The sequence below is a fragment of the Alistipes sp. AM16-43 genome (genome assembly GCF_003435745.1).
Taxonomy (GTDB): Bacteria; Bacteroidota; Bacteroidia; order Bacteroidales; family Rikenellaceae; genus Alistipes; species Alistipes onderdonkii.
Map to the genome: position 1 here is coordinate 1 of NZ_QTUQ01000006.1, position 18,123 is coordinate 18,123.

At 49.4% G+C, this 18,123-nt stretch carries 16 protein-coding genes; 15 read left to right on the forward strand and 1 reads right to left on the reverse strand.

Annotation, left to right across the window (positions count from 1 at the left end; translation table 11 throughout):
• Positions 1-118: 118 nt before the first annotated feature.
• The 12 genes from DW189_RS11250 (at position 119) to DW189_RS11305 (ending at position 13,535) form a co-directional block, all read left to right on the forward strand.
• Positions 119-1,663 (forward strand): oligosaccharide flippase family protein, encoded by a 1,545-nt coding sequence (locus tag DW189_RS11250; protein ID WP_117508233.1) that lies wholly within the window; start codon positions 119-121, stop codon positions 1,661-1,663.
• A gap of 4 nt (positions 1,664-1,667) precedes the next feature.
• Positions 1,668-2,837 (forward strand): Coenzyme F420 hydrogenase/dehydrogenase, beta subunit C-terminal domain, encoded by a 1,170-nt coding sequence (locus DW189_RS11255; RefSeq protein WP_022332323.1) that lies wholly within the window; start codon positions 1,668-1,670, stop codon positions 2,835-2,837.
• Positions 2,834-3,964 carry a polysaccharide pyruvyl transferase family protein gene (locus DW189_RS11260; protein WP_022332324.1) on the forward strand — a complete coding sequence of 377 codons (1,131 nt, stop codon included), beginning with the start codon at positions 2,834-2,836 and terminating at the stop codon, positions 3,962-3,964. The genes DW189_RS11255 and DW189_RS11260 overlap by 4 nt, the downstream gene beginning before the upstream one ends.
• A 1-nt stretch (position 3,965) precedes the next feature.
• Positions 3,966-5,243, forward strand: a complete 1,278-nt coding sequence (locus tag DW189_RS11265) for a glycosyltransferase family 4 protein (protein ID WP_117508235.1) — start codon at positions 3,966-3,968, stop codon at positions 5,241-5,243.
• Positions 5,244-5,422: 179 nt separating this feature from the next.
• Positions 5,423-6,211 carry a capsular polysaccharide synthesis protein gene (locus tag DW189_RS11270; RefSeq protein WP_181969301.1) on the forward strand — a complete coding sequence of 263 codons (789 nt, stop codon included), beginning with the start codon at positions 5,423-5,425 and terminating at the stop codon, positions 6,209-6,211.
• Between the two features lie 267 nt (positions 6,212-6,478).
• Positions 6,479-6,832, forward strand: coding sequence for an acyltransferase (locus DW189_RS14710; protein ID WP_276528362.1), 354 nt, complete (start codon positions 6,479-6,481; stop codon positions 6,830-6,832).
• 7 nt (positions 6,833-6,839) lie between these two features.
• Positions 6,840-8,162 (forward strand): O-antigen ligase family protein, encoded by a 1,323-nt coding sequence (locus DW189_RS11280; protein WP_117508239.1) that lies wholly within the window; start codon positions 6,840-6,842, stop codon positions 8,160-8,162.
• Complete coding sequence (locus tag DW189_RS11285) at positions 8,137-9,090, forward strand: glycosyltransferase (RefSeq protein WP_117508241.1); 954 nt, start codon at positions 8,137-8,139, stop codon at positions 9,088-9,090. The genes DW189_RS11280 and DW189_RS11285 overlap by 26 nt, the downstream gene beginning before the upstream one ends.
• Positions 9,091-9,152: 62 nt before the next feature.
• The gene (locus DW189_RS11290) at positions 9,153-10,334 is read left to right on the forward strand and encodes a glycosyltransferase family 4 protein (protein ID WP_117508243.1); all 1,182 of its coding nucleotides are present in this window, start codon (positions 9,153-9,155) and stop codon (positions 10,332-10,334) included.
• Between the two features lie 45 nt (positions 10,335-10,379).
• A complete protein-coding gene (locus DW189_RS11295; protein ID WP_055212480.1) occupies positions 10,380-11,396 on the forward strand; it encodes an acyltransferase family protein in 1,017 nt (338 codons plus the stop codon).
• A gap of 38 nt (positions 11,397-11,434) precedes the next feature.
• Positions 11,435-12,439, forward strand: coding sequence for a radical SAM protein (locus DW189_RS11300; protein ID WP_117508245.1), 1,005 nt, complete (start codon positions 11,435-11,437; stop codon positions 12,437-12,439).
• Positions 12,440-12,449: 10 nt separating this feature from the next.
• The gene (locus tag DW189_RS11305; RefSeq protein WP_055212478.1) at positions 12,450-13,535 is read left to right on the forward strand and encodes a glycosyltransferase family 4 protein; all 1,086 of its coding nucleotides are present in this window, start codon (positions 12,450-12,452) and stop codon (positions 13,533-13,535) included.
• A 20-nt stretch (positions 13,536-13,555) separates the two neighbouring features.
• Here DW189_RS11305 and ybaK read toward each other — a convergent pair whose 3' ends face one another.
• Positions 13,556-14,047, reverse strand: a complete 492-nt coding sequence (gene ybaK / locus DW189_RS11310) for a Cys-tRNA(Pro) deacylase (protein ID WP_117508247.1) — start codon at positions 14,045-14,047, stop codon at positions 13,556-13,558.
• 89 nt (positions 14,048-14,136) lie between these two features.
• Between ybaK and DW189_RS11315 the strand changes: the two genes are divergently transcribed.
• The 3 genes from DW189_RS11315 (at position 14,137) to DW189_RS11325 (ending at position 18,067) form a co-directional block, all read left to right on the forward strand.
• A complete protein-coding gene (locus tag DW189_RS11315; protein WP_117508341.1) occupies positions 14,137-16,647 on the forward strand; it encodes a DUF5686 and carboxypeptidase-like regulatory domain-containing protein in 2,511 nt (836 codons plus the stop codon).
• A gap of 62 nt (positions 16,648-16,709) precedes the next feature.
• On the forward strand, positions 16,710-17,366 hold the full coding sequence (locus DW189_RS11320; RefSeq protein WP_055204424.1) for an HAD family hydrolase: 657 nt from the start codon (positions 16,710-16,712) through the stop codon (positions 17,364-17,366).
• Between the two features lie 335 nt (positions 17,367-17,701).
• Complete coding sequence (locus tag DW189_RS11325; protein ID WP_026318664.1) at positions 17,702-18,067, forward strand: DMT family protein; 366 nt, start codon at positions 17,702-17,704, stop codon at positions 18,065-18,067.
• Positions 18,068-18,123: the final 56 nt, after the last annotated feature.

Genomic DNA, 18,123 nt, shown 5'->3' on the forward strand with positions numbered 1-18,123 from the left:
CAAAACCAAAAATGGATGGACGACATAACTTCTGGCGAATACCAAGAGTACTATCAGAGCATGTATAAGGACAGGTAAGCCTACCAAACAAAAAATCCGGCAAACAAAGGTAAACAGAATGACAGTCCAGACATCATCGGGAAATAACAAACGAATAGCGAAAAATACTCTTCTGCTCTATTTTCGGATGATATTCATGATGGCTGTAAGTCTTTACACAAGCCGAGTCGTCCTGAATACGCTGGGAGTTGAAGATTTCGGTATATATAATGTCATCGGCGGAGTCGTCGCCATGTTCTCCGTCATTTCCGGCGGATTATCCGCAGCGATAAGCAGGTACATAACATTCGAGCTGGGACAGGGCAATACCGCAAAATTAAAATCCGTATTTTCATCGTCGGTAACAATCCAGATCGGGCTGGCGCTCCTGATCTTCGTATTGGCCGAAATAGGGGGCGTATGGTTCCTGAATGAAAAAATGAACCTGCCGGAGAGTCGTATCGGCGCTGCCAACTGGGTGCTTCAGTGTTCCATACTGACGTTCATGGTGAACCTGATCAGCGTTCCGTACAATGCGGCGATCATTGCACACGAACGAATGCAGGCTTTTGCGTATATCAGCATTATCGAAGTAGTACTCAAGCTGTTGATCGTCTACATACTCGTCATTTTTTCATTCGACAAGTTAAAATTGTACGGTATATTACTACTGGCCGTCGCCTGTGTCATCCGGATCGCTTACGGCATCTACTGCAAGCGAAATTTCAAAGAGTGCACATATCATTTTACATTCAACAAAGCCCTTCTGAAAGAAATGATGGGATTTGCCGGCTGGAATTTCATCGGGTCTTTTGCGGGGGTTTTGCGGGATCAGGGGGTCAATATCGTCATAAATCTGTTCTGCGGCCCGGTCATCAACGCAGCGCGCGCTATCGCATTCCAGGTGAACGTCGCCGTAAACGGATTTGCAACTAATTTTATGACTGCGATCAATCCGCAAATCACGAAAAGCTACGCATCGGGCGACTATCCGTATATGCTTACATTGGTACAAAGCGGCGCCCGTTTTTCATTCTACCTGCTGTTGCTGCTATCGCTCCCGATCATCATCGAAACGAATACGATCCTGACGCTATGGTTGAAAAACGTCCCGGAATACACCGTAATCTTCGTCCGGCTGGTTCTGGTATTCGCCATGTGCGAAGTCTTGTCCGGCACGCAAATAACGGCTTTGCAGGCAACCGGCAATATACGGAACTACCAGATCGTCGTCGGAAGCCTTCAATTGCTCAATTTTCCGATCTCCTACCTATTGCTGGGCAAAGGTTATGCACCAGAGACGACCATGTACGTAGCCATTTGCCTCTCTTTGGGATGCCTCTTCGCCCGCCTCTGGTTTCTTCACCGGCAGGTGGAAATATCCATAAAGTCCTACTTTACCCAAGTGCTGTTGAATGTCTGCGTAGTGGCTGTTCTGGCAGCAATCTGCCCTATAATAGTCTCTCACCTGATGAATGCCGGCATTTTGCGGTTATTCGTAGTTTCCGGCGTATGTGCCATCGCAACTTTGATCGTCATTTACTATGTCGGACTGTCGGTGCAGGAGCGGATTTTCGTGCAGAAAAAAATAGTAGCCAGAATCAAACAGAAATGTTCTGCATAAAAGTATGATCAATATTGCAGATATACACGATTGTTTCGGATGCGGGGTTTGCGCCAAGGCTTGTCCCAAACAAATCATCGCATTGAAGTTAAATAAAAACGGCTTTTACGAACCCCGCATCGAATCGGCGGATCAGTGTATAAAATGCTCGATCTGCGTAGAGGTTTGCGCTTTTGCAGCAGACAGCCAGGTTATAGACCTTAAACCGACAAGTTATGCGGCATGGAGCCTGAACGACGATATCCGCAAAAATTCATCCTCCGGGGGAATCGCTTTTGAAATCGGCCGGCAAATGCTGCAGCAAGGCTTCAAAATATGCGTCGTCCGTTATAATTATGCAAAACAGATTCCGGAACATTATATCGCACGAAACGAGGAAGAGCTGGCTGCATCTGCAGGAAGCAAATATCTGCAGAGCGATACAACCGACGGATTTGCGGGAATAGATATCCATGACAAATACGTGGTGACGGGCACCCCTTGTCAAATCGCATCTTTCCGACGCTACATCCGGCGTTTCAGGGTTGAATCGAATTTCATCCTCGTGGATTTCTTTTGCCATGGAGTTCCGTCGATGCTGTTATGGCAAAAATACCTGCGCACGATCGGCGAAAACGCAAAACTCACGGACATCAAATGGCGAAGCAAACGGCGGGGCTGGCACGACTCATGGGCCATGGACTACACATATTCGGCATCAGACGGAATAGCCAAAGGATTTTCAGCATTATCGGATGGAGATCTTTTTTATAAAATATTCCTAAAAGATATGTGTTTAGGTTCTGCCTGCTACAAACAGTGCAAATATAAACTCGACAACTCAGCCGCGGATTTGCGGGTCGGCGACCTCTGGGGTTCCCGCTATCAGGATAACGAACAAGGTGTCAGCGCGCTGATCCCGTTCACGGAGCGAGGCCAAAATATCGTCGAAATATTGCAAGGCTGCCATATATCGGAGATTTCATTCGAAACGGCAGCGGAGGGACAAATGCGGGAGAACGCCCGACAACCCGGCAATTATGATCACATCATGTCGCTGCTGCGAAACCCGAAAATTTCGCTCAGACAAATAGAGCGCTACGTAACCCGTCGAGAACAATTAACGCGGATAGTAAATCACGCCCGTCATCCGACAGCGACAATGCGCAAACTCATAAAACGCATCGCAAAATGAAAATAGCGACGATTACCTGTCATAACGTTTATAATTACGGAGCCTCTTTGCAGGCGTACGCACTGCAACGGTATCTGTCGCAGGAGGGACACGATGTCGAGATCATCGATTACAAGCCCTATTATCTGAACAGCAGATATAACTGGCGGCATATTCCCGCTGAATCAAGATTATATCCCTATAAAGATTACGTCGGGACACAATGTATCTATTTTCTGCTCAAAAACCGGAAAATATACAAAACGATCGGCCGGAAACGTAAATTCGACGATTTCAGGCAAAAATTCCTGACGCTTACCGACAATACCTATACTTCGGCCGAAGAGCTAAGGGCCACTCCACCGCAGGCAGATTTATATATTGCCGGAAGCGACCAGATTTGGAACACGGCGTGTGAAAACGGAAAGGATGCAGCGTTCTATCTCGATTTCGGATCCGACGATACGCGGCGTATCTCCTATGCAGCCAGTTTTGCAGTATCGGAGATCGCTCCCGCATACAGGGCTTTCGTCACGAAAAAACTGCAGCGATTCGATGCGATATCGGTGCGGGAGCAGACAGGGGTAAGAATAATCAGGGATCTTTCTGTCGGCAGAACGGCAGAACAGGTGGAAGATCCGGTTTTTCTGTTGAACAGACAAAGCTGGGAGGAAATTTCCGCGGACATAACACCCCAAGAAAGGTATGTTCTCGTATATGATTTCTCGAATGATCCCACTATTAGGGAACATGCACGGCAAATAGCCCGGCAGCTCGGCGCCAGATTGTATTCCCTGAACGATTTCGCACCGCTTGCCTATGCGGAACGGAATATTTCGGACGCCGGGCCGCTGGAATTCCTCGCATGGATTAAAAATGCGGAATTCGTCATTTCGAATTCGTTTCATGCGACGGCATTCTCCGTCCTTTTCCATAAACCGTTCCTGACCTATCCGCTCCGGGGCAGAACGAACCATTCGCGGATGCGGGATTTCCTGAACGGATTGGGAATGACCGACAGATTCGATCCTCAACAGATACAGGACACGACACCCCTGTCAACTCCGGATTGGAAGCGCATAGACGATCTTCTGTCCGGGAAAATCGACACGAGTAAAAGCTTCCTGTCACATAATACCAATTCATAATATGAAAGTACTTTGGTTTGCCGTAAATCCATCTCTTTACGATGCCCACCGGAACGGCGAACATAACGGCGGCGGTTGGATCGCATCCTTGGAAAAAATAATCCGAACATCAGATAACATCCGCCTGGGGGTAGCATTCGAACATCCGGATCCGATATTCAAGAAAGAAATCGACGGGGTGTGTTATTATCCGATCCGGGTAAAACCGGGATTGCGGCGACGCATATACGCATCGGAAAAAGACAAGATAATTATTGCGGACTGCCTGAAAGTCATAGAGGATTTCAAACCGGACATCATCCATGTTTTCGGTTCGGAATGGGGATTCGGATTGGTTGAGAAATACGTAGACATACCAGTCGTCATCCACATGCAGGGCAGCCTTCCTCCCTATGTAAATGCCTCGTATCCTCCAGGCTATAATTTCTTCACCCAGTGGAAAACATCGCACTACAACCCTATCGTACTGTTAAAAAGACGATTTGTATGGAGTAGAAATGACAACTATAAAGTAGCACGTGAAATAGATATCCTGAAACACTGCCGTTATGTCATGGGGCGAACGAACTGGGATTACAATATCACACGCCTGTATGCCCCAGACTCACAATATTATCATTGTAATGAAGCACTACGCCCAGTCTTCTTCAATCCCCCGAAAACATGGACATTTCGACAAAGGAAGCGCATACAGTTGCTCAGCGTCGGGTCATGCAGTATGGTCAAAGGCATGGATCTCCTTTTGAAGACAGCCAAATTATTAAAAGATCATACGGATTTTGATTTCGAATGGCTTATTGCCGGCCCCACCGGGTCTTTCCCTTTCTTCGAGAAAAATGAACGTACGCCTCATGATGCAGTCAACATAAAATTTCTGGGAACACTTTCGGCCGAAGATTTAGCCGTTCAACTTGCAGAGGCCGACATCTACGTACATACAGCATATATCGACAATTCTCCTAATTCATTATGCGAGGCCCAAATAATCGGAATTCCAGTCATCACGACCTATGTAGGCGGGATTCCGTCTCTCGTCAAAAACTACGAAACCGGCATTCTCATCCCGTCAAATGAACCGCACATGCTGGCAATGGAGATCGTTAAACTGAGCCGGGATACAAAATTAATGGAGCAACTGAGTCACCAAGGACAACTAGCAGCCCGGCAACGGCATAATCCCGAATCTATCAAAAATACGTTAACCGATATCTATCAAAAAATTATTTCTCATCGACAAAGATGTATGTCAAAAATATCCGACCAAAATAATCCAGAGTAATGTATCGTACAATTCGTTTATACGGATCTAAGATCATAAATATCGTCCGATTAAGTTCATTTTTACGGATACGGACACTTTGCGTGTTATTCATCCAACTGATACGGGATTTTTTCTATTTTCATTTCAAAGAATGCTGTTTTTTTGAAAACCAGAAAATAGATTCTATTCGCCGATGGATGGATGAACATTATTGCGATATGGTTCCTGCAACATTTCCATCGCTACAAGAAAAGTCAAATAACGGTCCGGTATGGATCTTTTGGTATCAGGGAGAGACTGCAATGCCTGAAATTGTAAAAATATGTTACAATAGTATTGTCTCGAATATACATGACCGGCCAGTCCATTTATTGACCAAAGATAATATTGCCTCACACGTTACACTTCCTAATTATATTTATGATCGATTGAATAGAGGAGAACTTTCATACACCCACTTTTCCGACATATTACGCATTTGTTTATTATTTGATAAAGGCGGTATTTGGATGGACAGTACTTTACTGATTACCGATTCAATATCAATTCCTGCCCCAGACTATTTTCACTCAATAAAAATTGTGACTGGATCCAATACCACCATATCTGCATACAGGTGGGCTACATTTTTCCTTGCATCAACTCATGGTAATCCAGCATTTGGCACTATCCAAAGTATCTTTCTTAAATACCTCCAAGAATACAATAAGATGATCGATTATCTTCTGATAGATTACATCTTCGACCTAATTTATCGGAAAAACGATTCATTCCGCAGAAGCGTAGACACGATGCCCTATACATCCCCATATTTACACCAATTGCTTTCCGAGATGAACCAACCATATGATGCAGAAAAATTCGATCGCATCAAACAAGAAACGACGGTTTTCAAACTAAACCATCGGTTATCATATTATGAAACGGCAGATGGTAAGGAAACATTATACGGGTATTTGAAAAATAAATTTTTAAATACAAAATAAAAAATGCTTTATAAATATATACGAACATTCGGCAATTTACTTCATTGTATATGGCCATATTCGCTTTCACAACGGTTTAGCCGGTATTACGCATGGTTTTATACAGCATGGATTGCACATAACGTCCGAAAAATAGGGCTTCATACAGAGGTAGAACCGGGATTATATTTAGTCAATGGGAAAAAATACATTGAGATTGGGGACTATTGTCTTATCGGCCGCAATTCCCATATCACGGCTCATGAAATGCCGCAATACAATACTCCGGTGAAAATATCGATTGGTGACGGCTGCATGTTCGGTCCGGATATGCATATCACCGCAGTCAATTCTATCCGGATCGGTAAAAACGTCCGCACGGGGAAAAGCGTGCTCATTTCGGACAATTCGCACGGAGATCCCAAAGATATGGCGCTCCGGAACATCGCACCGAATGCCCGGCCTATTTATTCCAAAGGTGCGATCGTCATCGGAGACAATGTGTGGATCGGGGAGAAAGCCGCGATTTTGGCCGGAGTCACGATCGGCGAGGGGGCCATCATCGGTGCGAATGCGGTGGTTACAAAAAATATTCCCCCGTATTCGATCGCGGCAGGGATTCCGGCCCGAATTATAAAATAATGACTGCATGAATCCATTCTTGATTATAGCGGCACTGCTAATTCTGTACTCATTAAAAAACTACAAACAAGGTTTTTTTCTCTTTCTGGCGTTCCGGCTGTTCCTAAACAACAACATAAACCTGATAAACCTTCCGGGCGTTCCGTTATTGACCCTGGAAGTATTCATGTCGATCTTCTTCGCACTGCTATATGTAATCAAAAGAAAAAGATACAGCCGGGTAATAACGACATCTCCCCTGCCGTTCAACAAGGTATTTATCTGGGTACTATTGTCCTATGTAGTATCGAGCTTTATTTCGATCGCCGGAATCCAGAATACCTTCACGTCACTGCTATCCGTTGTTTTTTGCGATTTCATCAGTGCCTATTTATGCTGGATGTTAATATCAAGCAAAGAAGATATACTGAAAGTTGTCAATATATTATTAGGAGCCTCGCTGATAATTTGCACATATGCATTTATCGAAAAATTCCTGGGCTACAATCCCGTAATGGATTATGAAATAGACCTCGCAGGTTCCAGAGCAACAGACTGGCAATATCTGGAAGATGAGCGAGGAACCCGTGTCCAATCGTTTTTCCTTCATCCGATCGGCGGCAGCATCAATTTCGGATTGATATTCTGCCTCTGCCTGTACGGGTACGTGTATTATAAAGCATATTTCAGTAAATTACAGCAAAAAACCATGCTGCTTGTCGGCATTATGGCATTCATCGCATCCCTGCTATCCAACAGCCGAACACCGCTGGTATTTCTGGCAGTAGGAATACTCCCGCTGATCAATCTAAAAAACAAACAATCCGTTCGCATCTTAGCTTTTGCGGTAATCAGTATAATCGTCCTGATGCCTTATCTGGATTTTGTTGAAAATCTGATCGTATCGGTATTAAATCCGGAAAAAACCGAAATACGAGGCAGCAGTTTAGAAATGCGCCAGGATCAGTTCGAAGCCGCCTATATTCTTATGTCGAAAAGCCCCATATGGGGATTAGGACAGAAAGCGACACTGTACTTTCCGGATCGCATATTGGTAGGCCGGCTTCTGGGACTGGAAAGTATCTGGATATGGATTATGGTCGAACGGGGAATATTGGGAATTATCACATACTGTATCTTTATTTTTACTTTATGCCGATTGGGCTGGCACTCGCGGGGAAAATGCCTGTTCTTTCTCCCGCTGGCTTTCATAGCGGCGTCGACCGTATCTTCAACACCGGGAATGCACCTTTATCTTTTCTATCTGGTCTACATTCTGATTTATAAAATAGATCGCAACCGATCACGAATAAACAAGCGAAACAATGGAAGTTTCAGTCATCATCGTTAGCATGAACAATTATGAGGTGCTAAGCAGATGTCTGGACAGTATCCGCACACACACCTCGACCTCTTATGAGGTATTTGTCGTCGCATATCTCTTCTCACCGGAAAACCTTCAGCATTTGAGACAAAATTACCCGTGGGCGCAGATTATTGAAAGTAATGAAATCCGTGGATTCTCGGCCAACAACAATCTGGCATTGCGAAAAGCAACCGGAAAATATTGTTTTGTTCTGAATGACGACACAAAAATAGAATCGGACGTAATCACGAGTTTGGCGGCGACGTTCGACCAATTACCATCGGAGGCTGCTGTCGTCAGTCCAAAATTGCTATTTGCCGACCACTCGCTTCAATACTGCGGCCGACCTGAAATAAATTGGAAAACATATGTTTTGGCCCAATTAGGATTGTGGCGCGAAAAAACGGTCGAAAGTCCCTATACGAACCGAATCGGAATATTCCGGACATACAATCTCGTCGGGGCGGCATTTATGATCAAAACAGACATATTCCGGCAAATGGGATTTTTCGACGAATACTACTTTTTCTGTCCGGAAGATATCGCATTGTCCACCGCACTGAACAGACGTGGTTATTTTTGCTACGTGAACGCATCGGTCGAATTAATTCATTATGAAGGCTGTAGTGGCAAAACACACATTTCCCAGATCAAAACGGCAACAGCCCCTGCAGGTGAAAAAGGGGTGATTAGATTCCTTTCCGGGTCGTCTGTAGTATTATATATATTTTTAACATGCTTTGCCTGTGTAATAGCAGTTCTGAGAAGCTTAAAATATCGAATACAGAGCAAAGTATCCGGTGATAATGCCAGCATAATGTCAGCAGCAAATCGTAATGTTGCTGCAGCTCTTCTGACAAGAAAAACACCTAAAGAAATTTTCGTCAAATATTATAATCGGATAAAGCACTGATATATAATCATAATACTGACGAATAACTATAAAATCAACGGCAACCGGACATAAAACAATTTATGCAAATACTTTTAGCCAATAAATTCTATTATCCGCGCGGCGGCGATTGTGTCTGCACGATCAATCTAGAAGAGCTTTTGAAACAAAAAGGACATGAAGTAGCCGTTTTTTCCATGCAGCATCCGGAAAATCTGGAAACTCCCTGGAGCAAATACTTTCCGAGCGAGGTTAAATTCGCCCCCGGGTTGGGAATAATCGAGGCGCTGCGCCGCCCATTCGGCACCCGTGAAGTCAGGACAAAGTTCACCCGACTGCTCGATGAGTTCCAACCGGATATACTCCACCTGAACAATATCCACACCCAACTTTCTCCCGTTATCGCCGAAATAGCCCATCGACGAGGCGTGAAAGTCGTATGGACTCTGCACGACTACAAACTGCTATGCCCTCGTTACGACTGCCTGCGCAACGGGTTGCAGGTTTGCGAAGAGTGCTTTAGCGACAAACGCAAGGTGCGGGAGCACAAATGCATGAAAAATTCCGCATTGGCAAGTTTCCTGGCATACAAGGAAGCTATGAAATGGACTCGTATGCGCCTGGAAGCAGTTACCGACGCCTTTATTTGTCCCAGCCGGTTTATGGCGGACAAAATGGTTCAGGGCAACTTCGACAAACAGAAGCTCAATACGCTCTGCAATTTTATCGACATTGCCAAAACCCGGAAAGACGATTACGACAAAGAGAACTATTACTGTTACATAGGCCGTCTTAGTCCTGAAAAAGGGATCGGAACACTGATCGAAGCGGCAAAGCGACTGCCCTACCCACTGAAGATAATCGGTGGCGGTTCGCTCGAAGAGACGCTGCGCGCCGCAGCTGCAGGAAGCGATATAGAACTTCTGGGTTATAAACACTGGCCGGAAATCAAGGAAATAGTCGGTAAGGCCCGATTCTGCGTCGTGCCTTCGGAATGGTATGAAAACAATCCGCTGTCCGTCATCGAGTCACAATGTCTGGGCACTCCGGTGCTTGGCAGCCGGATCGGCGGCATTCCCGAACTGATCGATGAAGGCAAGACCGGAATGCTGTTCGAATCCGGAAATGCAAAAGAACTGAAGGCCCGAATCGGACAAATGTTCGCCACCCCGTTCGAATACCGGCAGATCGCACTCGGCGCCCAGAAAAGATATTCGGCAGAAAGGTACTATGCAAAACTCCTGAAAATATACACTTCTTTATAATACGGCAGAAACGCTCTGTTTTTCTCCAAAACGGCATAGACAAGTATGAATCGTTTGATCTCAATCGACATTGCCAAAGCAATATGCATTATCCTGGTTGTCATCGGTCATTACAATCCGGATAACGCCCCCGAATGGTATCATACAATCAATCTGTTCATCTACACGTTTCATATGCCTTTGTTCATGTTTGCCAGTGGATATGTGTACGCAGCGACAATCGGGAATCTGAGGGGGGGGGAGTTTCTTTATAAAAAATTCAAACGGTTGATGATACCCTATTTCAGCACCAGTATCATCATAATCAGCATAAAACTTTTGACACAACAAAGGATGCTGGTGGAGAATCCGGTGACGTATTTGTCCTATTTCAAGATGTTTTACCTGCCGGAAGCCGGTTTTTTCCTTTGGTTTATCTGGGCGCTTTGGCTGATTTTTTTGCTCGTCGCCGCGGTAAGATCAAAAGCAGGACAAGTCGTATTGTTCGCAATAAGTTTGTGCGTTACATTTCTGCCCATCGAATGGCCCGAAATATTCTGCATAAATTTCGCCATACGAATGCTGAAATATTTTATGCTGGGCATAATCCTCAATGAATATCCGCGCTGGACTGAGATCGGGAAAAAAGTGCCGGGAATTATTCCGGTCTGCGCATTGCCTGCATTGTTCATCTTTAATAGAGTTACCCAAAATACTATATTAACCACCATTCTGGATTATATACTGCCGTTCATCGGAATTTATGCAATATGCGTCCTGTCGAGAGGAATAAAACATTGGAATTACGCGACACAAAAATTACTGGTAATATCGGCATCGTCCTACATAATATATTTGTTCCACACGACATTCGAAGGATTCGTAAAATCGCTCATCCATAAAGTCCCCACATTGGCAAACGGGAACAATTCACTGTATTTCACCATCGGGGCGGCACTTATTGTGGGAGCAGGAGTTATTCTCCCTATCGTCCTTCACCGCCGCATCCTTTCCCAAAACAGAGTTCTCCGCTTTTTATTCGGGTTGAAGCCGGTAAAACAACCGGCGAAAAGCCTGCGGTGATCCAATACATACAATACTTTTTAAAACGATATTTTATAATGAAAACAGTAGTACAAGGTAGTCTTATTACGACATTTCGCTGTAATGCCAAGTGCAACATGTGTAATATCTGGCAGCACCAAACCAAACCGGAAGAGGAAATAGATTACCACTATTATGAAAAGCTCCCGGCCGGGCTCCGGATCAACATTACAGGCGGAGAGTCGACGATCCGTAAAGACATCGACGACATATTCCGGATATTATATCCCAAGGCTTCCCTGCTGGAGCTGAGCACGAACGGATACAATACGGAAACGATCGTCGCGCTGGCAAATAAATACCCCAACATCCTGATCCGCGTCAGCCTCGAGGGACTTCCTAAACTGAACGACTCCAAACGGGGTACCGTCAACGGCTTCGACCACGCGTTGCGAACAATGCTCGAACTGAAAAAGACCAGATGCAAGAATATCGGATTCTCGGTGGTCATTTCCCCGGACAACTACAAAGACCTGATCTATCTGTACGACCTTTGCGTTGCGCTGGATGTCGAACTGGGCAACTCTGTCGTCCATAATTCGTGGTACTTCCACAAAGAGGACAATAATCTGACAAGCGACAAGGCCCTGCACGAGCACGAAAAATTCGTCAAAGCGCTTTTGACATCCAAGCGCCGGGGATTCAAGAACAAACTGAAAGATTACGGCCGTGCTTATTTCAACCGCAGCATCCATCGCCGGCTGCGCGGCGACGAACCCGGTTACAGACCCCCTTGCGGCGCATTGAACGACTTTTTCTTCATCGACCCCTGGGGAAATGTCTCACCCTGCAACGGTTCTTCGGAAGAGTGGATCATCGGCAATATCAAGGATGATTCGTTCGAGAACATCATGAAGTCGGAGAAAGCCAAAGAGGTCGCGGAAAAGGTAAAAGCCTGCGACCGGAACTGCGCTTTCATCGTAACCGAGCGGCATGACATGATCCGCAAGCCCTGGAAGCCGATCATGTGGATATTGAAAAACAAGATACGCATAGCAAAGGGGAAGGATATTTGCTGGTAAGGTCGTATTTATGAAAATCTGCGTACTGGGAACCAGGGGGTTCCCCCTGATCCAGGGCGGGGTCGAAAAACACTGCGAATCCCTGTATACGGAATTTCCTGCAGAATATCGCTTTGTTATTTTCAGGCGGAAACCGTATGTCCGCGTCACTCCGTCCTATCCCAACATAACTTTCATAGACCTGCCGTCCACGAAAATAAAAGGTTTCGAGGCCGTATACCATTCATTCCTGTCCACCTGCCGTGCGGTTCTCAGCCGACCGGACATCGTACATATCCACAACATAGGCCCCGCTCTGTTCTCTCCGCTATTGAAGCTGTGCGGCATAAAAGTCGTGCTTACGTACCATAGTCCCAATTACGAACACAAAAAATGGGGATGGGGTGCCCGAACGCTGTTGAAATGGAGCGAAAAGATAGCATTGCGAATGTCCGACGCAGTCATCTTCGTCAATAAATTTCAACTGGAAAAATACGATGAGCGAACCAGGAGCAAATCGTATTATATCCCGAACGGGATTCCGCGCATCACTCCTGCGACACAGCAGAATTATATCCGGGAATTAGGCCTGACTCCGGGAAAATATGTACTGGGTGTTGGACGCATTACTCCGGAAAAAGGCTTCGATTGTCTGGAAAAAGCTTTTGCCGGAGTGGATACCGATTACAAACTGGTCATTGCAGGGGGCGTGGAGACGGAATCCGCCTATCTGGACGAATTGAAATCAATATTGCCACCGGAAAAGATCGTCTTCACGGGCTATGTGTACGGCGAGAAACTGAACCAGTTGTACACACACGCCGGATTGTACGTATTATCGTCCTACAACGAAGGATTTCCCCTGGTATTGCTGGAAGCGATGAGTTACGGCCTCGATGTGCTAGTCAGCGACATTCCGGCCAGCCATCTGGTAGATTTGCCTGCAGACGACTATTTCGGCAAAGGAGACTATGAGGAACTGGCCCGGAAAATAGAGCGGAAACTCAAATACCCCCGGCAACAAAAATATGAGTTGGAAGCATACGATTGGACGGCCATCGTTAAAAGGCTTGCCGCCGTATATGATAAATTAAACGGTCGGAAACAAGTTCCTTGAACCCGAAACTCATTCCGGCACTACCCTCCCCGGCTGATTTCCGCCACGATCGCCCCGACGAAAGCTATGAGCTCCGCCGGGGCGATTTTCAGTTGGAGGCCGCGGACGCCGGCGCTGATGTAGATGGCCGGAAGCGACGCGGCCGAGGAGTGGATATAGGTCGGAAACTGTTTTTTCATACCGATCGGCGAGCAGCCGCCACGGATGTAACCCGTCACCGGCAGCAGCTCCTTCATCGGGATCAGGTCGGTCTTCTTGTTGCCCGATACGCGTGCGGCGGCCTTGAGGTCGACCTCGTGGTCGGCGGGCACCACGCATACGAAATACCCCGTGCGGTCGCCCCGCAGCACGAGGGTCTTGAATACGCTTCCTATATCTTCGCCCAGCTCTTCGGCCACGTGCGTCGCTGCGAGGTGTTCTTCATCAACCCGGTAAGGGACGAGTTCGTAGGCTATCTTAGCGCGGTCGAGCAAGCGGGCCGCATTGGTCTTTTCGATTTTTCCGTGTGCCATTTCAGTTATTGGTGTTCGATTTTTCGGCTTATATTATGCAAAAGTAATTTATTTTGACCAAACAGGTTCTTTTTAATTATTTTTGCAAAATGCACCGTGGCAAAATTACATACAGACTGCTCGCCTCACTGCTCGCAGCCTTGTCCGTGTGCACGACCCTGTCGGCACAGAGCACCCGTGTCCGCGGCCGTGTGACGGATGCCGCCAGCGGTGCCCCGATGCAGTTCGTGAGCGTCGTGTTCCCCGGCACCACGACCGGCATCACGACCGATGAGGAGGGTATCTATACGCTCGAGACCCGCGATACGGTGGGACGCGTACAGGCCTCGATGGTCGGCTACGCCACACAGACCAAGCCGCTCACGCGGGGCGGCTTCAACCAGGTAGACTTCGCCCTGGAAGCGGTCGAATTCGGCATCGGCAGCGTCGTCATCACCCCGGGCGAGAACCCCGCACACCCGATCCTGAAAGGGGTCGTGCGCCGCAAGCCGCAGAACGACCCCGACGAGTACGAACGCTACCACTGCGCCACGTACACCAAGATGGAGCTCGACCTGACGAACATCAAGCCGCGCTTCCGCAACAAAAGGCTGCAACGCAACTTCGGCTTCATATTCGAATACGTCGACACGTCGGCCCTCACCGGGCAGGCTTACCTGCCGGCCATGATCTCCGAGACCACGGCCGACTTTTACCACAGCAAGCGCAACCCCTCGCTGTCGCGCGAGATCATCCGCGCCAACCGCGTATCGGGGGTGGAGGACAGCTTCGCCATCGCCCAGTTCACGGGACAGATGCACGGCAACGTCAACTTCTACGCCAACTTCATCGACATTTTCAACGTCCGTTTTGCCAGCCCGCTCTCCGACGGGGGACTCTTCTATTACGACTATTTCCTGGTGGACAGCATGCAGGTCGACGGCCGCAAGACCTACAAAATCCGGTTCCACCCCAAACGGCTCACCTCCCCGGTGCTCGACGGCGAGGTGAACATCGACTCGGCGTCGTATGCCCTGCAATCGGCCTCGGCGCGCATGCCCAAGGGCGTCAACGTAAACTGGATCAAGCACCTGCGGCTCGAAAACGAGAACCGCATCGTGCGCGACAGCACGTGGTTCCGAAGCCGCGACCGCGTATCGGCCGAATTCTCGGTCACCACGGCCGACTCATCGAAACTGACCTCGTTCATCGGCACGCGCGAGGTGGTCTACACCGACGTGCGGATCGGCGAACCGATCCCCGCCGAGGTCATACGCATGGACAACAACGTCGTGATCGGCGACCAGGGGCAGCAGAGCAAGGACGAGGCCTTCTGGGAGAGCGTCCGCCCCTACCGGCTGAGCGACAAGGAGAAAGGCATCTATTCGATGGTCGACTCGGTGCAGAACGTCCCGCTGTACCGCAATATCTACACCCTGATCAACACGGTCATTGTCGGTTACTGGAACACCAAATACATCGGCATCGGCCCCTACTATAAACTGGCGAGCTTCAACAAGCTCGAAGGGTTCCGCATGCAGCCGGGATTCCGCACGACCACGGCTGTCAGCCGCCGCATACGCCTCTCGGGGTATGCGGCATACGGTACGCGCGACGGGATGTTCAAAGGCGGCGGCAGCGTCGAGCTGGCTTTCAACCGCCGGCTGACGCGCAAGCTGACCGTCTCGGGCCGCCACGACGTGATGCAGCTGGGCGCGGGGCAGAACGCCCTCACGGAGAGCAACATCCTCAGCTCGCTCCTCTCGCGCGGCGACTCACGGCTCTCGATGGTCAACCGCGGCGAGGCCGTCTACGAGCACGAATGGCGGCACGGGATCAGCAACTTCCTCGGCGCCCGCATCCAGAAGATCTACGGCAACCGGTACGTCTCGCTGGTGCGCCCCGACGGCACGGTCATGAACTCGGTAGCGGACGCCGCCGTACACGTCGGGATGCGTATCTCGAAGAACGAAAGCATCTACCGCATGCCGTTCGACAAGCAGTACATGGGGACGAAATACCCCGTCCTGACCCTCGGATTCACGGCCGGGATACCCCGGGTGCTGAGCGGCAGCTGTGAATATTACCGCCTCGAGGGCGGCATCCACTACAAGCCCGAGCTGCCGCCGCTGGGCTACTCGGACATCACCGTGCAGGGCGGCAAGATCTTCGGCAAGGTACCCTACCCGCTGCTGAAACTCCACGAGGGAAACGGCACCTATTTCTACGACCCGATGGCGTTCTCGTGCATGAACTTCTACGAGTTCGCTTCGGACACCTGGGTGGCGCTGTTCTTCGAGCACCACTTCAACGGCATCCTGCTGGGGCGCATCCCGCTCATCAAAAAGCTCAAATGGCGCGAGGTGCTGGTATGCAAGGGCGTGTGGGGCACGCTGTCGAAGGAGAACGACGGCAGCCTCGCCGCAACGCAGGCGCCGCTGCTCTTCCCGCCCGGCATGACATCGGTGTCCGACCCTTATGTCGAAGTGGGATTCGGCGTCGAAAACATCTTCCGGCTGCTGCGCGTGGACTTCATCTGGCGCATCACGCACCGCGACCCGAAACCCGGGCAGGAGATCCAGAATTTCGCCGTCAACCTGGGCATAAAACTCAAATTCTGATGCACGGAGGCCGGGAACCCGGGGATTTTGACTACCTTTGGGCTGGAAAAAAGGGGACAACTATGATAAAAGGTGCAATATTCGACATGGACGGGACACTCGTGGACAACACGCCCGTCCACATCCGTGCGTTCGAAATCTTCTGCGAACGATACGGCATCCGCGACTGGAAGGAGAAACTCGGCCAGGCATACGGCATGGGCAACGACGACATCATGAGGCTCATCATGCCCGCGGAGGTGATCCGCGAAAAGGGGCTCGCGGCACTCGCCGAAGAGAAGGAATCCATCTACCGAGAGATCTACGCCCCCGAGATCGTGCCGATGCCCGGGCTCACCGACCTCTTGCAAAGGCTCCGCGACGCAGGCATACGCTGCGCCGTAGGTTCGTCGGGCTACAAGCCCAATGTGGATTTCGTGCTGGAAAAATGCCGTATCGAGCCTTATTTCGACGCCAGGATCAGCGGCGACATGGTCTCGCGCTGCAAACCCGACCCGGAGATTTACCTTACGGCCGCCGCGGCCCTGGGGCTGACTGCGGCGGAATGCGTCGTCTTCGAAGACGCCCCGGCGGGGATCGAAGCAGCACGCAGAGCCGGGGCCGGACATATCGTGGCGCTGGCCACGACGCTCGACCGCGCAGCGCTGGCGCAGACCGATGCGGACAGGGTCATCGACGATTTCCGCGACATCACCGACCTCGACGCTTTGCTGAAATAACCCGGGCACAGAGGCCGGACAGGCCGTCCGCAATTTCCGCGGCTCCTCCGCCCCGGCGACAATTCCAAGGCAGGTGGAAGCAGGAACCGGCAGGTTTCGCGGCCGCCCCCGGCAACGATCGGGCGGCAGGCAGGGGGCCGTCGGCGGATCGGCAGCATCGCCGATCGCAAGGCATACGGACGCTACCTGCCGCAGGCCGTACCCAAACGCACCGTACACCCGATACCCTACCGCCATTCCGATAAAAAAACGTTGCGGATGGCTTTTTTTTGCGGGGCGCGCATATCATACGGAAAAAATTGATACTTTTGCGCGGTTTTAATCCCGTATGGCATATGTTCAAAGGAATCGCCACCGTCGCCCTGCTCGTCCTGTCGAACGCTTTCATGACGCTCGCCTGGTACGGCCACATCGCATTCAAATCCAAACTCGAACGCTTCGGCATACTGGCCATCGTACTGCTGAGCTGGGGCATCGCCCTGTTCGAATACTGCTTCCAGGTTCCGGCCAACCGCATCGGGTCGTCGCAATTCGGCGGGCCGTTCTCGATCTGGGAGCTGAAAGTCATCCAGGAGGTAGTCTCGCTCTCGGTCTTCACGCTGTTCGCGCTGGTTTTCATGAAGTCGGACTCCCTGCGCTGGAACCACCTCGCAGGTTTCCTCTGCCTGATACTGGCGGTCTACTTCATCTTCCGGAAATAGCCGCGCCCTCAGCCGGGCGTACGGCAGTACCCGACAGGCGATGCCTGCCGATAAAA